At 50.7% G+C, this 21,792-nt stretch carries 20 protein-coding genes and 1 tRNA gene; 9 read left to right on the forward strand and 12 right to left on the reverse strand.

The window, feature by feature from the left end:
- Positions 1-40: 40 nt before the first annotated feature.
- The 4 genes from G9C99_RS15465 to glpD all read right to left on the reverse strand — a co-directional run bounded on the left by G9C99_RS15465 (position 41) and on the right by glpD (position 5,106).
- The gene (locus G9C99_RS15465) at positions 41-997 is read right to left on the reverse strand and encodes a calcium/sodium antiporter (protein ID WP_166418427.1); all 957 of its coding nucleotides are present in this window, start codon (positions 995-997) and stop codon (positions 41-43) included.
- Positions 998-1,167: 170 nt separating this feature from the next.
- A complete protein-coding gene (locus tag G9C99_RS15470; RefSeq protein WP_166418428.1) occupies positions 1,168-1,965 on the reverse strand; it encodes a S49 family peptidase in 798 nt (265 codons plus the stop codon).
- Between the two features lie 93 nt (positions 1,966-2,058).
- Positions 2,059-3,534 carry a glycerol kinase GlpK gene (gene glpK, locus G9C99_RS15475; protein WP_166418429.1) on the reverse strand — a complete coding sequence of 492 codons (1,476 nt, stop codon included), beginning with the start codon at positions 3,532-3,534 and terminating at the stop codon, positions 2,059-2,061.
- A gap of 3 nt (positions 3,535-3,537) precedes the next feature.
- Positions 3,538-5,106 carry a glycerol-3-phosphate dehydrogenase gene (glpD, locus tag G9C99_RS15480; RefSeq protein WP_166418430.1) on the reverse strand — a complete coding sequence of 523 codons (1,569 nt, stop codon included), beginning with the start codon at positions 5,104-5,106 and terminating at the stop codon, positions 3,538-3,540.
- 119 nt (positions 5,107-5,225) lie between these two features.
- Here glpD and G9C99_RS15485 point away from each other — a divergent pair, with 119 nt between their 5' ends.
- Positions 5,226-5,984 (forward strand): DeoR/GlpR family DNA-binding transcription regulator, encoded by a 759-nt coding sequence (locus G9C99_RS15485; RefSeq protein ID WP_166418431.1) that lies wholly within the window; start codon positions 5,226-5,228, stop codon positions 5,982-5,984.
- Here the strand turns inward: G9C99_RS15485 and G9C99_RS15490 are convergent.
- Both G9C99_RS15490 and G9C99_RS15495 read right to left on the reverse strand, forming a co-directional pair.
- Positions 5,981-6,631 (reverse strand): GntR family transcriptional regulator, encoded by a 651-nt coding sequence (locus G9C99_RS15490; protein ID WP_166418432.1) that lies wholly within the window; start codon positions 6,629-6,631, stop codon positions 5,981-5,983. The genes G9C99_RS15485 and G9C99_RS15490 overlap by 4 nt on opposite strands.
- A gap of 31 nt (positions 6,632-6,662) precedes the next feature.
- Positions 6,663-7,397, reverse strand: a complete 735-nt coding sequence (locus G9C99_RS15495) for a M48 family metallopeptidase (RefSeq protein WP_331460019.1) — start codon at positions 7,395-7,397, stop codon at positions 6,663-6,665.
- 121 nt (positions 7,398-7,518) lie between these two features.
- On the opposite strand from G9C99_RS15495, the gene G9C99_RS15500 reads away from it, so the two are divergent.
- From G9C99_RS15500 to G9C99_RS15520, 5 genes are all read left to right on the forward strand, one after another.
- Positions 7,519-7,848 carry a TIGR02300 family protein gene (locus G9C99_RS15500; RefSeq protein WP_166418434.1) on the forward strand — a complete coding sequence of 110 codons (330 nt, stop codon included), beginning with the start codon at positions 7,519-7,521 and terminating at the stop codon, positions 7,846-7,848.
- A 78-nt stretch (positions 7,849-7,926) separates the two neighbouring features.
- A tRNA-Ala gene (locus tag G9C99_RS15505) sits at positions 7,927-8,002 on the forward strand.
- A gap of 457 nt (positions 8,003-8,459) precedes the next feature.
- Entirely contained in the window at positions 8,460-9,431 is a 972-nt protein-coding gene (locus tag G9C99_RS15510) for an ABC transporter substrate-binding protein (protein ID WP_166418435.1), read from the forward strand.
- A gap of 67 nt (positions 9,432-9,498) precedes the next feature.
- Entirely contained in the window at positions 9,499-10,392 is an 894-nt protein-coding gene (locus G9C99_RS15515) for a TniQ family protein (RefSeq protein ID WP_166418436.1), read from the forward strand.
- Positions 10,393-10,890: 498 nt separating this feature from the next.
- Positions 10,891-11,673, forward strand: a complete 783-nt coding sequence (locus G9C99_RS15520; RefSeq protein ID WP_166418437.1) for a hypothetical protein — start codon at positions 10,891-10,893, stop codon at positions 11,671-11,673.
- A 683-nt stretch (positions 11,674-12,356) separates the two neighbouring features.
- Here the strand turns inward: G9C99_RS15520 and G9C99_RS15525 are convergent.
- Positions 12,357-12,695 carry a carboxymuconolactone decarboxylase family protein gene (locus tag G9C99_RS15525; protein ID WP_166418438.1) on the reverse strand — a complete coding sequence of 113 codons (339 nt, stop codon included), beginning with the start codon at positions 12,693-12,695 and terminating at the stop codon, positions 12,357-12,359.
- A 201-nt stretch (positions 12,696-12,896) separates the two neighbouring features.
- Here G9C99_RS15525 and G9C99_RS15530 point away from each other — a divergent pair, with 201 nt between their 5' ends.
- Positions 12,897-13,862, forward strand: coding sequence for a permease (locus G9C99_RS15530; RefSeq protein WP_166418439.1), 966 nt, complete (start codon positions 12,897-12,899; stop codon positions 13,860-13,862).
- A 102-nt stretch (positions 13,863-13,964) separates the two neighbouring features.
- Here G9C99_RS15530 and G9C99_RS15535 read toward each other — a convergent pair whose 3' ends face one another.
- The 5 genes from G9C99_RS15535 to G9C99_RS15555 are packed head-to-tail and all read right to left on the reverse strand — an operon-like array spanning position 13,965 to position 19,749.
- Positions 13,965-14,975, reverse strand: a complete 1,011-nt coding sequence (locus tag G9C99_RS15535; RefSeq protein WP_166418440.1) for an Ldh family oxidoreductase — start codon at positions 14,973-14,975, stop codon at positions 13,965-13,967.
- 10 nt (positions 14,976-14,985) lie between these two features.
- Positions 14,986-15,633 carry a DUF3726 domain-containing protein gene (locus G9C99_RS15540; protein WP_166418441.1) on the reverse strand — a complete coding sequence of 216 codons (648 nt, stop codon included), beginning with the start codon at positions 15,631-15,633 and terminating at the stop codon, positions 14,986-14,988.
- Positions 15,630-17,318: a hypothetical protein gene (locus G9C99_RS15545; RefSeq protein ID WP_166418442.1), complete on the reverse strand. Its 1,689-nt coding sequence runs from the start codon at positions 17,316-17,318 to the stop codon at positions 15,630-15,632. Before G9C99_RS15545 ends, G9C99_RS15540 begins: the two co-directional genes overlap by 4 nt.
- 5 nt (positions 17,319-17,323) lie before the next feature.
- Positions 17,324-18,298, reverse strand: a complete 975-nt coding sequence (locus tag G9C99_RS15550; protein WP_166418443.1) for a membrane dipeptidase — start codon at positions 18,296-18,298, stop codon at positions 17,324-17,326.
- On the reverse strand, positions 18,298-19,749 hold the full coding sequence (locus tag G9C99_RS15555; RefSeq protein WP_166418444.1) for an aldehyde dehydrogenase family protein: 1,452 nt from the start codon (positions 19,747-19,749) through the stop codon (positions 18,298-18,300). Before G9C99_RS15555 ends, G9C99_RS15550 begins: the two co-directional genes overlap by 1 nt.
- Positions 19,750-19,844: 95 nt before the next feature.
- On the opposite strand from G9C99_RS15555, the gene G9C99_RS15560 reads away from it, so the two are divergent.
- The gene (locus tag G9C99_RS15560) at positions 19,845-20,741 is read left to right on the forward strand and encodes a LysR family transcriptional regulator (RefSeq protein ID WP_166418445.1); all 897 of its coding nucleotides are present in this window, start codon (positions 19,845-19,847) and stop codon (positions 20,739-20,741) included.
- 41 nt (positions 20,742-20,782) lie between these two features.
- A complete protein-coding gene (locus G9C99_RS15565) occupies positions 20,783-21,778 on the forward strand; it encodes an aminoglycoside phosphotransferase family protein (RefSeq protein ID WP_166418446.1) in 996 nt (331 codons plus the stop codon).
- Positions 21,779-21,792: the final 14 nt, after the last annotated feature.

The following is a 21,792-nucleotide window of genomic DNA, read 5'->3' on the forward strand; positions in this document are numbered from 1 at the left end:
CCAATGCACCCGAACAGCCAAGCCGTTCGGGTGCATTTAGTCAGCTCAAAACAGCGTATATATAGAGGACATACAAACCACTAAAGGTGATGCCCCAACGCTTGGTTAGGTTCCAACGTAAAAACACAAAAGGTGCAAGAACAACCGAAGCGGCCAACATCACCCAAAGATCAAAGCACAGGAATTGTTCAGCAACCGGGATGTTACCAAAGAAACTCGCGATGCCGATAATCGCGAGCAAGTTAAACATATTCGATCCGATAACATTGCCCATCGCAACATCCGCCTGATTGCGCAGCGATGCCATAACAGTCGTCGACAATTCAGGAAGTGACGTACCAATCGCTACCAACGTCAAGCCAATCACTGTTTCACTGATACCGAAAGAACGCGCAATATTGCTTGCACCTTCAACCAGAAGCTCCGCCCCAAGAGGCAAGCCAATAAGCCCCAAAAGGAGAAACACAGCAATACGCCAACCGGGCATGTCGGGATCAGATCCCTCGACCTCATCCAAATCCTCTTCGCAAACTGTGAGTTGACCCGCTTTGCGATGCGCTTTGACTTCGCTGAATTGATCCCACAGCACGGCGCCCAGCGCCGCTAGCAAGATAAGTCCATGTACCCATGTGATTGGTCCCGTGAAGGCAACTATTATAAACAGCAGCGTCGCGAGGATCATATAGACATAAGTTTTACGGATATTGCATTCACTCGAACGCAGCCCTGAAATGATAGCAGGTATCCCCAACACCAACAAAATATTGGCCGTGTTCGATCCTACGACATTCCCCATCGCAATACCGGGGGCACCTTCATCAATCGCACTGATAGCAATCAGGAGTTCGGGCGCAGATGTACCAAATGCAACGATTGTCAAACTTACAATCAACGCCGGCACACCCAGCCTTAATGACAAATTCACCGCGCCTTTAACCAGAACATCACCTGCCAATAGCAAGATAATCAGCCCCAGTCCTGCATAGACCCAATCCATGGTCAGCCCTTCCCTTGTCGGCAATCACACGGGCCTTTGCCCAACCGATAGCGTCCGCAGTGCGAACATTTCTTTGAGTTCAACGCAGCTTGACCGGGGAAGCGGAGCCGGCCGAACATGGCCAGCACCCCCATCCCAATCAGAAATAACGTGACGATTTTTACTAACATTCAGAGTCCAAACCGCGCATATTCTGCGCGTTCTTCGATCCCGGCGATTGCGTCATGCACAATTTCCGCGCCAAAGCGCTGAAACAGGCCTTTTTTCTGTCCGTATTTCATGAATTGAACCTTCTCCCCGAAGTGTTCTTTCATTTTCGGCACCAGATGTCCAACACCATCGACGAGCCCAAGCTCGGCCGCCTTCTGACCGATCCAAATTTCCCCGTTAAACAGGTCCGCTTCGCCTGACAACTTACCCGAACGGCGCGTCTGAACATGATCGATAAATATTTCGTGAAGCTGGGACAGATAACCTTCGAGTCGCTTTAAATCTTCGGGGTTTTCAGGCTTGAACGGATCAAGAGATGATTTAGATTTTCCCGCAGTATAAACCCTGCGAGACACCCCATGTTTTGCAATCAGCTCATCCAATCCAAAGCCTGACGAAATAACGCCGATGGAGCCAACGACTGAACTTTGGTCCACCCAAATCTCATCCGCGGCACAAGCCAACCAATATCCACCTGACGCAGCTACATCCTCGACAAATGCAAAGACTTTTGTATCATTTTCTTGTGCCAAACGCTGAATCCGGGCCGCAATCAAAGACGATTGCGCAGGCGATCCGCCGGGCGAATTCAAAATCAACGCAACCGCGTCAGGCTTACCTTTTTTAAAGGCGCGTTCCAGAACAGGACCGATGCCCGCATCATTCAATCGGCCCCGACCAGAGCTGGCGATAACACCTGAGAGCCGCACGACTGCGACCTTCGGTGTTTTTTTCAAAAAGGGTATCCACTGTTTCATACAAGGGATGTAGAGCTCGCAGGGTGCGACAACAAGGCCAAGTGCAAAAACGGCCTAAACTGTTGCGACCACGCACCCTATAAATTTAGGAATTTACACTTGTAACGTGGCGTCAATTGCACGTGCCCAACGATCTCGCTTTTCACGTCGCTCAGCAGTAAGCATTTCGGGTGAAAAACTGCGATCAAGTGACCAAGTTGATGCAAACTCTGCTTGATTTGGATATAAGCCCACCGATGCTCCGGCTACCCATGCAACGCCAAGCGCCGTGGTCTCTAATCCTGCGGGACGATCCACCCGAACGTTCAAAATATCTGCGAGAAACTGCATGGTATAATCGCTCGCGCACATACCGCCATCAACACGTAACACACGTGTTTCGGCGCCTGCCTCCCAATCTGAACCCATAGCGTGCAACAAATCTGCGGTTTGATATCCAACACTTTGCAGTGCAGCACGCGCGAATTCAGCAGGTCCAGAATTGCGGGTCAATCCATACACTGCCCCACGGCTTTCGGCGGACCAATAGGGCGCGCCAAGCCCGGTAAAGGCCGGTACCATGATCACGTCTTGCTGCGCGTCAGCCGCCATAGCCAAGGGCTGAGATTCAGTTGCTGTTTCAATGATCTTCAACCCATCACGCAACCATTGCACCGCCGCACCAGCGATGAAGATCGATCCTTCCAGTGCATAGGTCACTTTTCCGTTCAATTGATAGGCAATGGTCCCCAATAGGCGGCTTTTACTCTCGACCAAAGTGTCACCAGTGTTGAGCAAGGCAAAACACCCAGTACCGTAAGTCGACTTCATCATACCGGGTTCAAAACAGGCTTGCCCAATAGTTGCCGCTTGCTGATCCCCAGCAATACCACGAATGGGAATGGGGGCGCCAAACAGCTCCGTTACACCGAATTCACCGTCACACCCCAACACTTCAGGTAGCAGAGTCATTGGCACGTCTAGCATCTGGCAAAGATTTTCATCCCACTGTCCATCGCGAATGTTATACATCATGGTCCGCGCCGCGTTGGTTGCATCCGTCACGTGGCGCGTTCCCCCAGTCAGACGCCACACTAAAAAACTATCCACGGTACCAAACAGCAGATCATCCGCTCTGTCACGCGCACCTTCAACTGTATCTAGTATCCACTTAACTTTGGTTCCGGAAAAATACGGATCAAGCAATAAGCCCGTGCGGGCGGTCACATCTGATGCGAAACCTTTACGAGCCAATTCATCGCAGATGGATGCCGTGCGACGATCCTGCCAAACGATCGCATTGTGAATTGGTTTGCCCGTGGCTTTATCCCAAATGATTGTTGTTTCGCGTTGATTGGTAATACCAATAGCAGCGATATCTTTAGCGCTGATACCAACTTTAGAAATGACCGATTTACAGGTTTCGACAACGGTTTCCCACAGATCCTCTGGATCATGCTCGACCCACCCCGCCCGAGGAAAATGCTGAGTGAACTCTTTTTGGGCAGAACCCGCGACTTGCATCTTTGCATCATACAAGATGGCTCGGCTCGACGTCGTGCCCTGATCAATCGCCAAAATAAATGTCATCGCCTATTTGCCCCCTTGCGCATCAAACCAGATTTGGATCGCCGCTATTTCATCATTTGACAAGCGCAGCCCCAGCTTTGTTCGGCGCCACACCACATCTTCCGCAGATTTTGCATATTCGTTAGACACCAGCCAAGCGAGTTCTTTTTCGGTCAAAGTCGCGCCAAAGCATCTTCCTAAATCCTTCGACGTTTCTGCACCATCAAGCATTTTATCGGCCTCAGTTCCATACAACCGAACCAAACGCCGAGCCCAACGATCAGATAAGAAATCAAACTTGCGGCGCAATGCAACCTCAAGCCCACCGCGCCCATCGACGGGAAAATCCCCACCCGGCAAAGCGACACCTGCGGTCCATTCAGGATTTGTATTTCCCAACAGCGGTGCGATTTTCTCCAAAGCGGCTTCGGCCAATTTGCGATAAGTCGTAATTTTTCCGCCAAAGACACTCAACAAAGGCGCCCCTGTGTTATCGTCAAGTGACAGTACGTATTCTCGCGTTGCGGCAGTCGCAGAACTCGCGCCATCATCATACAAAGGGCGTGTGCCGGAGTATGTCCACACCACGTCTTCTCGACGTACGGGACTTTCAAAGTACTGCGACGCAAATCTGCAGAGATAGTCCTGCTCCGCCTCAGATGCCTTGGCCGGCGTATCAGCGTCTGGATGATCAGCATCAGTCGTTCCAATAAGCGTGAAGTCATCCTCATAAGGGATCGCAAAGATAATGCGGCCATCCTCACCTTGGAAAAAATAGGCGCGATCATGGTCGAAACGCTTACGGACGACGATATGGCTACCTCGGACCAGTCGAATGCTTTCCTCGGTTTGCCGCGCCAACGTCCCCTTTAGCACATCTTCGACCCATGGACCTGCAGCGTTTACGATCGCTCGCGCTTTATGAAGCGTTTCAACGCCAGTTTGCTGATCCTTTGTTTTAATATGCCAAATCCCGCCCTCACGGGTCGCACCAAGCACTTTTGTTCGGGTCATTATTTTTGCCCCACGCTGCTGCGCATCGCGAGCGTTTAAAACAACCAACCGCGCGTCATCCACCCAACAGTCTGAATATTCAAAGGCCTTCTGAAACTTATCCTTTAGAACTCCGCCAGCCACATCAGATGTCAGGTCTACGGTCGATGTTCCCGGCAAAATGTCTCGCTTGCCCAACCGATCATACAAGAACAACCCTAATCGGATAAGCCAAGCCGGACGCCGCCCCTTCATCCACGGCATGAACGTCGTAAGCAGCTTTGACGTTGGTGTCCCTTTTTCAAATCGCATTTCAGCGTGATAGGGTAAAACAAACCGCATCGGGTGACTGATGTGCGGCATCGCGGATAACAGTGTTTCACGTTCTTTCAACGCCTCAGCCACCAGCCGAAAATCGAAAAACTCAAGATACCGAAGCCCGCCATGAAAGAGTTTGGTTGACGCAGAAGATGTCGCCTGAGCCAAATCCCCCATTTCCGCCAGAGTCACATCCAAGCCCCGGCCAGCGGCATCTCGTGCGATACCACAGCCGTTGATGCCCCCACCTATGATGAAAATATCGCTTATCGAATCTGTCATGTCGCACCCGTTGAAATCAGTCACTTTCTTTCTATAATGTTCGGATGTGTTTCGAAATGGCGCGAATACCATTCGTATTGCAAAATTCGAACATTAACCTAAACGAAAGTTTCGATTGAATGGGAATAACCCGACAAACAAACATTTTGCGCCTCGCACAGGAAAATGGACGCGTAGATGTTGATACATTGGCCCAAAAATTTCGCGTCACGGTACAAACCATACGACGTGATTTGGGGGCATTGTGTGACAGCGGTGTGTTGATGCGCACGCACGGCGGGGCGGTGCTGCGATCTGGTGTTGTGAACATCGGATACGAAGATCGCCGCAGTTTAAACGCACAAGCAAAGGACAAAATCGCCGCAATGGTCGCACAAAAGGTGCCCGACGCGGCATCTGTTTTTCTAGACATCGGCACAACAGCCGAAGCCGTCGCACGCGCCTTACTTTCGCACCGCGATTTAATGGTCGTCACCAATAACCTACATGTTGCCAATATCCTATCTATGAACACCAGCACCGAGGTCATCGTTGCGGGCGGCACGCTGCGCCATGCCGACGGTGGAATGGTTGGCGATTTCACAGCTGAATTCATGAAGAACTTTAAAGTCGATATCGCCATTATCAGCGCATCTGCCTTGGACGGCGATGGGGATCTTCTCGACTATGATATCCGCGAAATTCGCGCCACGCGCGCAGTTTTAGCATCAGCCAGAAGAAAGTTCACCGTTATGGATAACGCAAAGCTTTCCCGTACAGCGCCTGTACGCGTTGCCTCTTTGACTGAGTTTGACATTCTATTCACAGACACTCAGCCGAACGAGGCCATCAGTCAGATTTGCGCAGATGCTCAAACCGACATCAGGCTACCTGACTAGCCCGCCAAAAGCCGCAGGCCTTGCGTCACGTCCGTTCTAATCGCAAGGCGCAAACCTGGCTCGTCCCCTGCTCTCAAAGCCGCCAGAATAAGCCGATGATTGTGAGGCGCATCTGTCTGTCGCAAACGTCCATATAATGCACGCATAGTGGGCCCCAACTGCAACCAAACCGTTTCCACCATCGCCAGCATTGCGGGTGCTTGCGCCCGCAAGTAGAGGGTCCGGTGAAATTCCAGATTTGTCCGGATGTATCCGACCGCATCTTGCTTTACAACGGCCTCTGCGATTGCCCCGTTGATGGTTTGCAAACGATCGATCAATGCTAAATGTGCACGCGGCAGCGCGCGAGAAGACAGCTCAGGTTCCAACAAAGCACGCAACGCCGCCAGTTCCTCAATCCGATCGTGCGACAAGGCCGGCGTTGTAACCCGACCAGATGACGACAGAGTGAGCGCACCTTCTGCAACCAAACGCCGAACAGCCTCTCGCGCTGGTGTCATGGAAACACCATGCACCTCTCCAATACCGCGCAGTGTCAAGGCCTGCGCCGGGGCCAACTGACCGTACATAATTTGGCTTCGCAAAGCACGATACACCCGCTCATGCGCGGATGTCAGTTGGTCAGATGGTTTTGTGGTTGAAAGCATGCGTTATGTGATCACAAATTTTTAACTGGGGTCAATCGCTGAAACGATACCGGTGCAAGGATGAACCGTTTTGCCGCAGCCAGAGTCTATGCGTAGCGTAATCCGGCATGAGCTTTTCCACCACCGCCCAAAACGCAGAAGAATGATTCATTTCCACCAAATGGGCCACTTCATGGGCAGCGACATAGTTTAACACGTCAGCTGGTGCCATCACCAGACGCCATGAATACATCAAATGCCCTTCATGGCTGCACGACCCCCAACGTGATCGTGTGTCGCGCAATGTGATTTTCCCATAAGGCCGCCCAACCTGCGAAGCATAAAAATCGGACGCAGCGACCAACCTATCTCGTGCAAGGGTTTTCAGGTAGCCTTGGACTTTCGCAGCTGTTACTTCACTTGATCCCGGCACGTACAAAGTGTTCTCGTCTCTTACAACGCTTCGTCCGCTCCCCTTAGAGATGAGGCAAGAAATGCCCTCAATATGAACGTGCCCATCAAAAGCAACCTGCTCAGTCACACTTCGCTTTGCCACATGCCCACGTATCCAATCCGCCTTTTCCAACGCAAATGAATCCAAAGCTCTCTGAGCGATACCGTTTGGGGCCGTCAGCGTAACGCGACCATCTAAATGTGACACCCGCAAACTCAATCGCCTCGACCGCGATGACCGTTTAATAGCCACCCGAATCTCTGGCTCTCCAGCCAATACTATGTGATCACGTTTCCCCTTAAACATGGCCCTGTTGTATACGTCACACATCATCAGGAAACCCCAAAACGGCTTGAACTGCGAATTTTGGGCAAAAGCCTTTGACAGCATGGCCTGAGTGTGGCAGTTGGCTTCGACTCTCAGATATGCATATCGACGACGGAAGGGAAATGTAATGCCCAAGGAAGAATGGGGCGTAAAGCGCCTGTGCCCAACAACCGGCAAACGCTTCTATGACCTGAACAAATCACCAATTGTCAGCCCCTATACTGGCGAAGTTGTGAACATTGATGCCGGCAATAAGTCCCGCTCTCTGGTTGCAGATAAACCCGATGCCAACAGCAAGACCGAAGATGATCTGGTCGATGAAGAAGTGGTATTGGACGATGATGAAGACACCGCAGACGTAGATCTCGGTGATGATGTTCTGGACGACGATGATGACGAGGATACAGTATCCTTGGATGAATTGGCTGACGTTCCAGCAAACGACGACGAAAGTTAAGTGAGTTCGGGGATTTTTCACTTGAACTCATCCCCGAACGAACATAGATAGCGGCTCACAGACAGTGACCGCTGTTTTGGGGCCTTAGCTCAGCTGGGAGAGCGCCTGCATGGCATGCAGGAGGTCAGGGGTTCGATCCCCCTAGGCTCCACCAAACACCCTGTGTTAAGCACCCCATAATAGTTCCTCTATGGCAGCATATTCTTTCCTTTTTGAGAAAGTTGCCGCGTAGCGGACGCTCGTACAAACCGCAGCGAATGCGCCTGAAGAGCCCAAATCTACCGATGCTGCAGCTAGTTCGAATGGGCGTGATGATCACAGAACGGACGCCCTCGGGTGTGGTCACTCCACCTGCCGCCTTTTGGGAAGAGTCAAAAATACACACGCATAAACCACCTAGGGATTTACATTTGAGAAGCTTTCGTTGGAACGAAAGTCACTAAATTCGCGCCCGCTTCATCCGCCACCTGTAAGCAATTGTACATGATTCAAAATTCTTTTCAGTTTTTTTGCTCATAAGCCTGTCGGTACAAATCATCCCTACAAACAAGGCGGATTTTGGCTTGGAGCGTTTCTCCGTCCCTGTTTCGCCGATAACAAGGAGGAAAGAAATGTTCAAGATTTCAACGGGACTCGGGTGTGTATTTGCTGCGGCAATCACCGCCTCGGCGGCCCAGGCAGACGACTGCGGTGAAGTATCTATCATGCAAGGCGACTGGGGGTCAGCGCAAATTGTGACCGCGGTCTCGAAGTTCCTGATGGAGCAAGGCTATGGTTGCGAAGTGACGACGGTTCCGCTCTCGAGCAACCCTGCGCTGGCATCCGTATCCGAGACCGGAGAGCCCGATATTCTGACTGAAATCTGGACAAACGGCGCGCCGGCTTACCAAGGGCTGGTTGACTCAGGTGCAATCATTCCTGTGACCGAAGTTCTATCAGATGGCGGTGTCGAAGGGTTCTTTGTTCCGAACTACCTTGTGGAGGAGCATCCGGAACTGGCAACAATTGAAGGCATCGCAGCCAATCCCGAACTTGTCGGAAATCGCTTTCACAACTGCCCCGAGGGATGGACTTGTCTGAATGCCAGCACCAACCTGTTGATGGCAGGCGGGTTGATTGATGCAGGCATTGAGAACTTCGTGCATGGATCAGGCGAAACCCTTGCGGCTTCGATCGCTGCCGCCTTTGAGAACCAAGAGCCGTGGTTCGGCTTTTATTGGGCGCCGACATCGGTACTGGGCAAATACCCGATGACACTGGTCGAAATGGGCCCCCATGACCCTGAAACGCACGCCTGTAACATCACGGCGGAATGCGAGACGCCAGCAATGAGCGCCTTCCCCCGCAGCGAAGTGGTGACAGTCCTTTCTAAGGAATTCATGGCTGAAAACGCAGAAATCTCTGAGCTGATGACAAATCTGTCCTTCACCAACGCACAGATGGGCGAAACGCTGGCGTGGGTCGAGGACAACAATGCCTCCTACGATGAAGGTGCTGTGCATTTCCTGACAACCTACAATGATGTTTGGGGGGCGTGGCTTAACGATGCTGCGCGCGACAGGCTTTCCGCATTGCTACAGTAAACTGCATGGACAGGGGCATCCTCAGCGATGCCCCTGACGCACTGAAGTAGAACGGAAAGTGGGATAAATGGCCTTCTATGACAAGTTATTCAGCGCATTGGGTTTGAGCGAATGGTGTGGCACGTCAGACGATAAAGCGCCTCTTTCGCTGGCGGACCTTGCGGCGCAAGCAGGAGGAGAAGAGGTCTCTGGGCCGTTAGTTCCGATTCCTTCCTTCGATAATCTGCACGAAAGCTGCAACCGCATATGGCAGTCACGTGATGTAACCAACGGGATAGAAGAGGGGTTTCTGGCAGCCAAGCCGGCTCTAAAAACTGTTCTGGACCCGATCACACAGCCACTGAGCTGGATGTTGGATGGCGCACTTTGGCTGTTTGAAGCGATGCCGTGGTTCATCATGGTCCCTCTTCTGGTGGCGATTTCCTGGTACGCGTCGCGTTCGCGCCCTGTGACGATCTTTGTCGCCGTCTCGATTATGCTGCTGGCCCTCGTAGACCACTACGATGTGGCGATGCAGACCCTGTCGATAATTTTTGTATGTACGACGATATCGGTGCTGTTCGGTGTGCCCAAGGCACTAACCAATGGGTGTCCGAACGAAATTGAACGAATGGTAGGACTTGCCGGTTGCAATCCAGAACCAGTTTTATTTTGGACACCACAACTCGACGCAACAGGCCATTTTCGCCTCGGGAAAGAGATACTCAAGTTTACCTGTTTCGACCGTACGCATGTCCGCGCGTGCCCATGCTGTGTCACGGAAGCACGCTCGCGAGACGGAACAACAGGTCCAACCCACCAAGGCATATGGCAATTATCCAGCATGCGTACTTGTCATCGCCACCAATGCTTACTGGTTGACATCCTTGGCCCCGAAAACCAATCCGATGTCTTTGACTACGCCCGCGTTCTAGACGATACGCCAACTGATCGCGTGCTACCCGTAGGGATATCTGACTAAAAGTTGGAACTTTGGTTGTTGGCTCGTCTTAAAAACGGTGCGGCCCATACCTGGCTCGACAACTTGCCAGTGCACGTCGCAACACAGACCTGCGAAAACTTCGGGTTGCTACTTACCCTTGGCCCTCAGATTGCACGGTCAAAAATAACTGCAGAGCAGTGGCTTAAAGCAGGTTCTAAGGGATTTGATGTCCTGCAACACGGCCCGATGCGCTAACAGGTACACTGAAAGAAATTCAGCTACAGTCTCCAGTAGATGTTAAACAGTATCGAGAACGCTACGGGATCTTCTTCAATTGGCTTCGTGATCGCAACAAGGATCCGGCGTTTGACGACATCCGTAATCTGGTTCGCTCGTTCATCTGGTCGAATTTTCCAGTGTCTAAAGGTAGCGTAGTTTTAGGCGAGGTCTGCCCCAAACAGCACGTTTTTTACACCACGAACTGCCGAGAAAAAATTTGGAGTAAGTCGCTGGAAATTTGAACAACGGCTAATCGAAATGGGCTTCGCACCAAAACCTCCGGACGGAAGCCGCCCCGTCTTTCCTGACTATCCAAGTTTGGAACTAATAAAACAGATAGTAAACGATATTGAGAAGCTACAAGATGCAAAAAGTACTGCAAGTTTCTTGGGCATTGAACGCGGGACATTACTTATTCTAGCAAAAGCCGGTGTACTTCACGTTGAGCTGAAACTTGACACAAAAACACCCTACTATGACAGTCGTAAAGTTTCCGCATTTCTTGCTCAACTAAGAAGACAATGCATCCAAAGTGACGGCTCAGTTGGCGCCTGCAGCGATCCATTCTCAAAGGTGGCCGCTAGGTCTCAGTGGGGACTGGGTGAGCTACTAAAGCTCATACTTTCTGAAAAATTACCTCTTCACGCCGACAATCCCAAAACTGCCAAGTTCCATGAATTTAGGGTATCACTTCCGGTGGTGCAAAAAGCAATGGCACGACAACAGGACACCTTTTGCAACCTCAGTGACGCCGCAGAAAGTCTAGCGATTGACACCAAAACTGTTCGCGCTCTGATTAGTTCAGGTTTCATCGACACCGTCTTGCGTTCACCCCAAGAAACACGTCAACGCTGGCATATCGTATCAAAGAAATCCGTTGCCAAGTTCAACAGAAAATACATCTCGTTGAAAAAGCTCTGTTTTTTAAGGGGCGAAAGCGTCCAACGCGTGACACAGGATCTTATCCAAGCCAAGCATTCGCCATTGCCTCTTGGTCCTAAGACACAACGAATTTTTCGGCGGTCCGACGTGCTAAAATGAGATAGCATGTCGCCTATCGCCACGTCGAGACAGAGCCAGCGTTCCGCTGGCTTTTTCTTTGGCGTTGAAAGGAATATTTATGGTGCCGAAAGGGAAGCTTTGCTGCACAGTTCAAACGTGGATGCATTGATTTCATTACATTTTAGGACCTGAAAAAGGAACTATTATGGGTTCCTGATCACCCTATCCAAGCTCAAAATAAGTTACTCTCCTGCTACGGTGGGTTTTACTGCGAATTGAGTATGCTTCGCCCTCATACCGCACCCAAAATATACCGCCAAAATGACACATGGTATATCCGCACTTATGTACCCAAAGCGGTGTGCATTTAGCTGAGGCCAATCGTGGGCAGCACTCAAGGCTGCGATCAGATTTATATGTTTGGCTTAGTGAGCTTCTTGAACAGGATACACAGGTATCACATCGGGTAGGTGGACTAGCTGATGTTGAGACCGCAGAGCTGCCAAATTCCTCATCAATTGAGATACCCGCACAAGAGTAACAGCTTTGAGGTATTAAATCGATGACTTGAGCGCAGTTAACTGCCTCCGTCGCCAAATCAATCCCGATATCCTTCGCTCTTACCCCATTCGGATGCCAGTGAAACAAGATTGTGTAAATAGTCATTTACACAAGAGAGCACCGGCTTAGGCCGGGGCTCTCAATTAGATCTAAGGAACAAACTACCCTGCGCTGAATGTATCAAAGGCATTGAGCGCCTTTGCACCATAAGCCAAAGAAGGCCCGCCGCCCATGTAGGCCGTCATCGAAAGCGCTTCGCAAACTTCTTCCCGGGATGCCCCCAAACGAACAAGAGATTTTGCATGAAACCCAATGCAGCTATCGCAACGTGTAGATACGGCTATACCAAGCGCGATTAGCTCTTTGGTTTTTTCGTCAAGAGCTCCATCTTTTTTGGCCGCTTTGCCCATTTTATCGAAACCTGCCATCGTATCGGGCATTTCTTTTGCAAGAGTGGTGATATTCCCAACAGTTTCGCCTAAAAATTCATCCCAATTCATATTCTTACCTTTTGTCTGCACATATGAACATAAAATATAACTCATTGGCGAGCAGTGCAAGGATGCTAATTAATCTGCATATTTGGATCGTTGAGCAACACCTATTAGCATTTAATAATACTAATATACCGGTAATATGTTGATAATTGAGTTCCTTCACTCTAGATAACCAATAACCGCAACACACAATGGATTAGACACATGTCTCCCGAACTTCTCACAGGCGTCGAGAACGCGCTAAATATGTTCCTTTTCTTAGCTGTCGAACTGACACTTCTATTTTTGCTCATCAGTTATGGTGTTGGAGTGTTGCAAGAATTCATTTCACCCGAACGCATTCAATCAATCTTGAGCTCACGCAACGGGAAAGGTTACATCATGGCCGCATTGCTGGGCGCAATAACGCCATTTTGCTCCTGCTCAACCATTCCATTCTTGAAAGGTCTGTTACGGGCCTGCGCTGGATTTGGTCCAATGATGGTTTTTCTTTTCTCAAGTCCGCTGCTGAACCCAATTATCATCGGCCTCTTTGTCGTTACATTTGGGCTTCAGGTCGCGCTCGTATACTTCACAATTGCTTTGGGGGTTTCGATTATGGCCGGAGTGATATTAGAAAAACTAGGCTTTGAACAATACATTGAACCAAACGCGTACCACCCCCCCGCTGCCAATACTTGTGGGTCAACTTGCTCATCCTCGCTTTCAAAACCTGAAAACCGCTGGGTCCGCATTTGGAAAATCACTTGGAAAGATTTCAAAGGCGTGTTGCCCTTTTTATTGGCCGGCATTTTAATAGGCTCGGCCATCTATGGGTTTTTACCAACCGAGCTTATCAGCAAATACGCCGGTAACGACAACTTAATGGCTATTCCAATATCGGCTGTCATTGGCATACCACTTTATATCCGCGCCGAGGCTGTTATTCCACTTAGCGCAGCATTGGCAGCAAAGGGGATGTCTTTGGGGGCAGTAATGGCCCTGATTATAGGCAGCGCAGGTGCCAGTTTAACCGAGGTAATTTTACTGAGGTCTATCTTCAAAATGAAAATGATCGCGGCATTTCTGTTCGTTATTATCAGCATGGCGATGCTGGCAGGTTTTGTATACGCGTTAACTCCTCTCGGCGATAACATCGCCACCCAATTCGGGTTACCGGAGGCCAGCTAACAGCTGTGTTTACAAACAAAAAAGGGGAAGGACCGTCAAACAGCCCTTCCCTTTGACCTATTCCGTCTGCGCATTACCAATCACAGAAGGATAGAAAGCCCATCAACCGATCAAGGCCTCAATGCGTTGCAAGGTCGCTGTGTTTACAGCGACACCTTCGCTGGCAGAACGAATGCGTTTTTGTCCTCGTCCATCACCAGGTAGGTGCGCACCATCCTGATTATGAATTGCTCCAACCAAATCAGCCATACGCGCAGCAAAATCCCCGCCTGACGTCGCTGCAGGATCAATGGCAATAAAGAACTGACCCGTTTTTGGTGGCCCACCAGCGGTCCCGGAAAACGGTGCCGCATTAATACCAAGTGTTGCGCCTGTCATCGCCGCTGCCAGCATTTCAACCAGCAATGCAACACCAACGCCCTTATAGCCACCTGATGGAGCCATAGAGCCTTTGAGGCCCACATTAGGATCAGTTGTAGGGTTTCCTTGATCATCAAGTGCCCAACCCTCAGGAATCGGCTTACCTTCACGGGCATGTTTCATCACTTCGCTTTTCGCGATTGTGCTTGCACTTTGGTCAATCAAAATTGCAGGCTCGCCCTGTTCATTTGGGGCAGCGATCGAAAACGGATTGGTACCAACAACGGGCTTTGCACCACCAGATGGGGCAATAGATGCCGGGGCGTTGGTGAAACCCATACCCAATAACCCAGCCTGTGCCAGACGGTAGGTATGATACCCAAGGACACCACAGTTATAGCTGTTTTTGATCGCCAAAACGGCTACGCCTTGCTCGCGCGCAAGCGGAATAAGTTTCTCAAATCCGGCATCGATGGCGGCGTGGGCAAAGCCTGTTCCGGCATCAACTGTCAACACACTAGGGCGCGGTTGACTTAGCGCTGATTCAGCCTGGCCATCGACCTTACCACACTGCACGTGTTCGCAATAAATCGGGATATAAGCCAATCCATGGCTCGCCACGCCGTCAGCTTCGGTTGCTGCGGTCGCCACGGCAAGCGGACGCGCATTTTTTTCAGATGTGCCAGAAGCGACAAGCGCACGGAAAGAAATGTCTTCAATTTCCGACAGGCTAAGTGTTTTATATTCGATCATGTGTCCTCGCTTAATCGTTGTCACCAAGCCCAGCACCCGCACCCAAGAGACGGGACTCTTCGGTGGCCGGAGCATATGTGCGCTCAGCAAATTCTGTTATTGTTTTGAAGCTACTTTCTTGGGGAACCGCGAATGTGTGCCGGGTGACGCGTTCACCGCTGGGTAGTGCCACCCGTTGAACCAAGACTTCTGCAGGATTGGCAGAAGTTAAGGCGCCGATTTCACAATTCAACCACAGGTCTGCCCCGTCGGTCATTGCAACAACATCGTTCCATTTCACAGAAACAACGCAATCCATTTCTTTTGCCGCAGCGGCAGCAAACGCCAATAAGAATACGGGGGCCACAACGCCCTGCAACCGGATAGGATCAGCCCGCAACATATAGGCATGATCGGAAAGCGTAGCGCCTGAAAGTAACGGACATAAACGACCCGACTGAGAAGACCAGTTTCCGGCACTATCCTGAACAACCATGTTAGATAGATCCGCCCCGGCTGTTTCGCGCAGATATGACGCAAGCACCTCACATCCACCCAAACCACGGCCGCAAAGCCACCGAACGGCTTTGGCAGATTCTTCGGCTATGCCCCAACTGTGCCCCAAGCCACGCGTTGCGCGTTTGGTTGCCGCCTGAATTTCATTTAATGAAAGGATCATAGCGTGCCCTCCGGATAAACCCACAGATCTGCGTTCTTCTGCGTCAGGTCTTCTGGATACGGCGCGCCAGCATACATACAGATACGCACCCAACGATCCGACCGCGGGTCGAAATGTGTCGCCCCGAAAAACGAAAGCTTTGCGCGCAGCATATCTATTGGCATCACAGTAGCACTAATCGTGTTGTCGTGAATTTCGCTATAGGGTGCCAAAGCACTTTGTTGAGCCCGACGAATGGTATGGCGATACTCCGGGTGCTTAAGTAAAAATGCAGCAATGGGCGTATCATTTGGCCAATCGTTTAACGCCTCGAAGGCCTTTGTAGCATCTCGTGCAGGTGCTAGCGGTTGTTCGTATTCCGTAATTGGTTCATCAAACCGTTCACCGAGACGTGGCTCTAGCTTTTCAGCAGAAACATACCAAGCGCGCGCGCAATGTTCATGATCGTCCCAGTCAAGTTCAAGTGCCCAGCCAAAACTGGATTTAATAAGGTCGCGCACGGTTTCAACAGAAGCAGAACCATCAATGCGAAATGCATCCCGATTGGTGTCGCCCATACAATCGGCTAATCCGTCAACGAGATCGCTGTAGGGTTCTAAGATGAGCGAGGCAACTTTTTCCTGCCCCTCTTCGCTCAGGTTGTCTTGCGACCACACCACGAGCTTATCCCAAGGATATTCGCCTGTCAGATCATTGCTGGCGAAGTATTCATCAAGCGCAACCAAATCTGCGCGCAATCCCGCGACCTTTTCAACCTGCACAGGATGCTGAGACCGCCAAAGAGCAACAGAAATCGCACTGCATTCAAATAACCGTTGAAAAGCGGCGATCTCTTCTGACGTCGCCTTTTCGACGGATCGTACACGCGCGATTGCCTCTTCGCGTGCCATAATCCAGTTACTAAACAACACTGGGTGATTGATAATGAAGGGTGCCATCCCCAAACCGGTAGAGTTGCCGATACCCAAACGACGTGCAATTGCCGGATCTAGCGTCGCTGTTTTATCACCACCAACAGCCTGCGCCATATGCTGAACAAGATCGCGCACAAATGTCCGCGTCAAATAGACAGACAGCATTTCAATCTGGAATGGTGCGTGCATTTCAGGGCGCTGCGCGATTAACTCGCGATCAGCAGCACCAAATTTTCCAGAGCCATAAACCGCTGTGGTGCGCATCAGATACCCGACATCACCAATTTGCGCGGCGTCAGGTTGGCGCCCGCTTGATAGGGCTTCGACCACATGCGCCCATAGACGCACAGATCGATTGGCACGCGACAGAGATAGCTCAGACTGGCTGACCCGCCCTGCTTCTTGGTAAGGTACATTTTTCGACAGGCGTTCGATATCATCCACAGTCGGAATACCATCAAACATCGCAAAGGTGGCATCCCATGCTTCGGCAATCACTCGATCTGACCGTTTATCCGCAGGCAAATCATGTGCAAAGGCGACCAATGAATATGCACGTTCAGGACCGTGAGCGGTATAAACAGCATGGCCAACGCCATTTTCATCGATGTTAAAAACAGGCCTGGAAAAGCTCCATTCCTCATTTGCCATACGACGCATCAATATCCGCATAAAGCTAAGCCGAGATTGATGCAAAGACCCCAACCGCGACAGGCGCATGACCTGTCCTGGTTCTCGTCTCGGGATGTGGGTCTGCGCGCCTGTCGCCATGTAGTTTATCCTTTTGGGGTAAAGTTTTCAGCGTAGAACCGATGCCAGTTCTTGCCCATGATCCCCGCCACTTCGTCAGAGTTCAGGCCGGTCGCGCGCAGCCCGTTTTCTATGTTGCCAAAGTCACGGTTGTCTTTGAACCACTTCGGCATATCCGGGAACCCCGGTGCGCTGGCGGATCCTTCGCCATAGTCGATTTCTTTGCTCCAGCGCCCAACACGCATCCACTCTACAACAGAGTCAGCATGATCTTGGCACAGATCAGTACCGATGCCCAAATGCTGCGCACCGTATTTCTCAGCCGTACGTGCGATCATCTCACAGAAGCCTTCGAGCGTGCAATCGCCTTTGTCTTTCAGATGATGAGGATAGACAGAGAACCCCATCATGCCGCCGTTTTGCGTAACAGCGCGGATGACGTCATCCTTTTTGTTACGCAGGGCTGGGGACCAATCATAAGGGTTGGCATGGGTGATCGCGATCGGACGCTCAGAAATATCTGCCGCCTCAATGGTTGATCTATCAGCCGAATGGCTCATATCAACAACCAAACCAACGCGGTTCATCTCTTTGATAACCTGCTTGCCCATCCGGGTAATACCGGGATCTTCGGCCTCATAGCACCCCGTCGCGAGCAGCGATTGGTTGTTATAAGTCAACTGCATGAACCGCGCGCCGAGGGTGTGCACGATTTCAACCAGCCCAATATCATCTTCGATCGGGCTCGGATTTTGGAACCCAAAGAAGATCGCAGTACGCCCGGTTTCGCGTGCCTTATCGACATCAGAGGCCCATTGCCCCTTCATGATCAAATCAGGATATTGTTCAAACCAGCGGTTCCACTGTTCAAAATTCAGAACAGTTTCACGGAAATTCTCGTGGTATGAAATGGTGACGTGGACAGCGTCCACGCCCCCTTCGCGCATTTGGCGGAAAATCTTTTCCGACCAGTTGGCATATTGCAGGTTATCAATCAGCATTAGAAAGGCTTTCCAGCGCTGATGTATGCTGTTTTCACTGTTGTGTAGAATTCAGCTGCTGCTTTACCCTGCTCGCGCGGACCGTAAGAGCTGTCACCGCGGCCACCGAATGGAACGTGGTAATCTGTACCGGCTGTCGGCAAGTTAACAGTCACAACACCTGTGCGCGCATTGCGACGGAAATGCGTTGCACGTGCTAGGCTTTGGGTCACGATGCCAGAGGTCAGGCCGAAACGAGTGTCGTTCACGGTTGCCAATGCTTCTTCATAGCCTGAAACTTTGATCACGGATGTCAGCGGCGCGAACATTTCTTCGCGGTTGATTTCCATCGCATTGTTGGTGTTCAGGAAAACGCCCGGTGACATGTAGTAACCATCGTGCGGCATATCGAGGCGCACACCACCACAGGCCAATTCAGCGCCTTCAGCTTTGCCTTTTTCAACCCATGCCAGGTTTTCGTTCAACTGAGTTTCGCTCACAACTGGGCCTAGCTGTGTGCCCGCCTCTTGGCCGTGGCCCACTTTCATCGCCTGTGTGCCAACAAGCAGTTTTTCAACAAACTGGTCATGAACAGCCGCATGAACGATCAAACGTGACGATGCAGTACATTTTTGACCTGTACCGCCAAATGCGCCACCCAAGGCAAGCGTAACAGCCAGATCAATGTCGGCATCATCCATAACGGCCAATGCGTTTTTAGAGCCCATTTCCATCTGCACTTTGGTCAGGTTTTGGATCGCAGCAGATGCGATACCTTTGCCCACTGGAACAGAACCGGTGAAAGAAATAGCGTTCACCTTTGGGCTTTCGACCAAACGCTGACCAACAGAGCGACCTGCGCCCATAACCAATGAAAACAGACCTTTTGGGATGTCTTGGCGGTTAATGATTTCTGTCAACGCAACAGCAGAGGCAGGCGTGATGTTTGCCGGCTTCCAAACCACGGCATTGCCGTAGCAAAGTGCAGGTGCAATTTTCCAAGACGCCGTTGCCGTAGGGAAGTTCCACGGTGAAATGATAGCAACAGTACCGATCGCTTCGCGGCGTACGTCGATTTCAACACCTTCGCGCACAGAATCCGCGTTTTCACCAAGCTGACGCAGGCATTCAGCTGCGTAATACGTGAAAAACTGGCCAGCGCGATAAACTTCGCCTTTGCCTTCTGCGATTGGTTTACCTTCTTCGCGCGATAGCAACGTTCCAAGTTCTTCAGCGCGGGACATCAGTTCATTACCAATGTTCATCAGGACCGCTTGTTTGCGCTCCATGCCATAGGCGGCCCATTCAGCTTGCGCCACTTGCGCCTGATCCAATGTCGCCTCAAGCTGATCAGAGCTTGCCTGCGCATAGATACCAACCAGATCGGTCAGGTCAGATGGATTACGGTTTTCGATTTCGCCTTCGCCAGAGAGCCATTCACCAGCGATCAAGTTCAGATTAAGTTCGGACATTTTGCTTCCCACGGTCAGAGTTGAAAAAGAATGGACTCAAGTTACAACATCAGTCAAATTCAAACTTCTGAACAAAATTACAGGAAAATTGAAATATGGCAATAAAGACGGAAATGTTGCGCTGCTTTTGCACAGTGGCGCAAACCGGAAACCTCTCTGAGGCCGCGACCAGATTGGGGCGCACGCAATCAGCCATATCAATGACCCTCAAACAACTAGAGAACCACCTCGGCCAACGACTGTTCGAAAGTGATCGCAAAAACCGGCTAACACCTCTGGGTGAACAGGTCTTTCATCTCGCCCGTTCCGAACTACGCCAATTTGACGATACTATTCGCGCCATTGAGGCGTCCGCGAATGCGCCGCAAGGGCTCATTCGGATTGCGTCTGTACCCTCTGTTGCCAGTTTAATTTTCCCCCGCATCATTACAAATTTTATGGAACAACATCACGGAACCAAAATCGAACTTCGCGACACCCACTCACAGCAAGTCATTGATGCCCTTACCACTGGCCAAGCAGATATCGGCATTGCATCTAGCCAACATCACATCAACGGCGTTCAACAAATTCCGCTGTTCTCTGACCAATTTGGTCTTATCTGTTCGCCTCATCACCCGCTCGCAACGCGGAAGCAACCGCCAACCCTTAACGAAATCACATCCGCAAATTTTATCCAAAACGATCTATGCCATTTAATCGAAGACCCCAACTTTCAAACCGCAATTGAGATGTCCCATTTATCAATCTTCAACACACTGTCCCTAATCGCGATGGTCAAAGCCGAGAACTGGGTCACAGTCTTACCGCAGGCCGTCATTCACATCGCTCAAAACGACCTGATTTTTCGTGAAATCTCTGGCTTACCGGATCGTCGTTATGTCAGCCTGATGATTGCCGAAAAAACACCATTTCGACGCCAAGTGGATGCGTTTTGCGATATGCTTTGTAAAATTAACTGGAATGATGCAATTCATCTTGCAGCCAACTAAGCCATTTCAAAAACTGGGAATATCAACCCAAAGGGAACCACGTGACCTCATCCAACAGACCTGACGACCGGCTTCGGTTTGCACGCAATTTTGGTTTTCGTAACGACCTAACTGCGCTTCCGGCCGACGCATCAGCACGCCAGTATTTCAGACTATCCACATCGGATTTTGGCCCCTGTATGTTGATGGATGTTCCACCGACCACTCCGGGGTTTTCTGAATACATTCAAATCGCAGAATATTTACGTGACAATCATTTTTCTGCCCCTAAGGTTTATGCTACGGACGCAAAAAAAGGCTTTGCCTTGATCGAAGATTTTGGAGACACGACCTACACCAATCTTCTAAAGCGTGGGCACGACGAAACGGAACTATACGAACTGGCCATTGACGTACTGGCCACATTCCACGACATGCCTTGCCCATTGCATCTAGAGGTTCCTAATTACGATGAAACGCGCCTATTAACCGAAGCAATGTTATTGCCTGAATGGTTTGCCCCGACGCTCCCACACGCGCAGGCGCTCCCTGAGTTTCACAATGCCTATCAGGCGCTGTGGCATACGGCTTTGCGGACCATATCAGAACGGCGCGATACATTGGTGTTTCGTGATTTTCATATCGACAACCTCATGCTTCTCGATGCCCGCGATGGTCATTCAAAATGCGGACTGCTCGACTTTCAAGATGCTATGATCGGGGGGGCAGCATACGACGTGATGTCATTACTTCAGGACGCTCGCCGTGATGTTCCGCCTGCCCTCGAAACAAAAATGATCGAACGCTATCTCGCGCAACGACCGAATATAGATGCCGAACAGTTTATGCTCGACTACCACCTATATGCGGCGCAGCGACATTCCAAGATCGCTGGTATTTTTCATCGCCTCAACAAACGGGATGGAAAATCGGTCTATCTGCATCACATGCCGCGCGTCTTGCGACAACTGCAAAATAGCCTGAAGCACGCAAATCTAAACGACATATCGGAACTGTTGGAACATCATTTAGGGGATTGGGCTCGCGCCGCAGATTAGTCCAATCCGTCATA

It is taken from the genome of Cochlodiniinecator piscidefendens, assembly GCF_011326755.1.
GTDB lineage: Bacteria > Pseudomonadota > Alphaproteobacteria > Rhodobacterales > Rhodobacteraceae > Cochlodiniinecator > Cochlodiniinecator piscidefendens.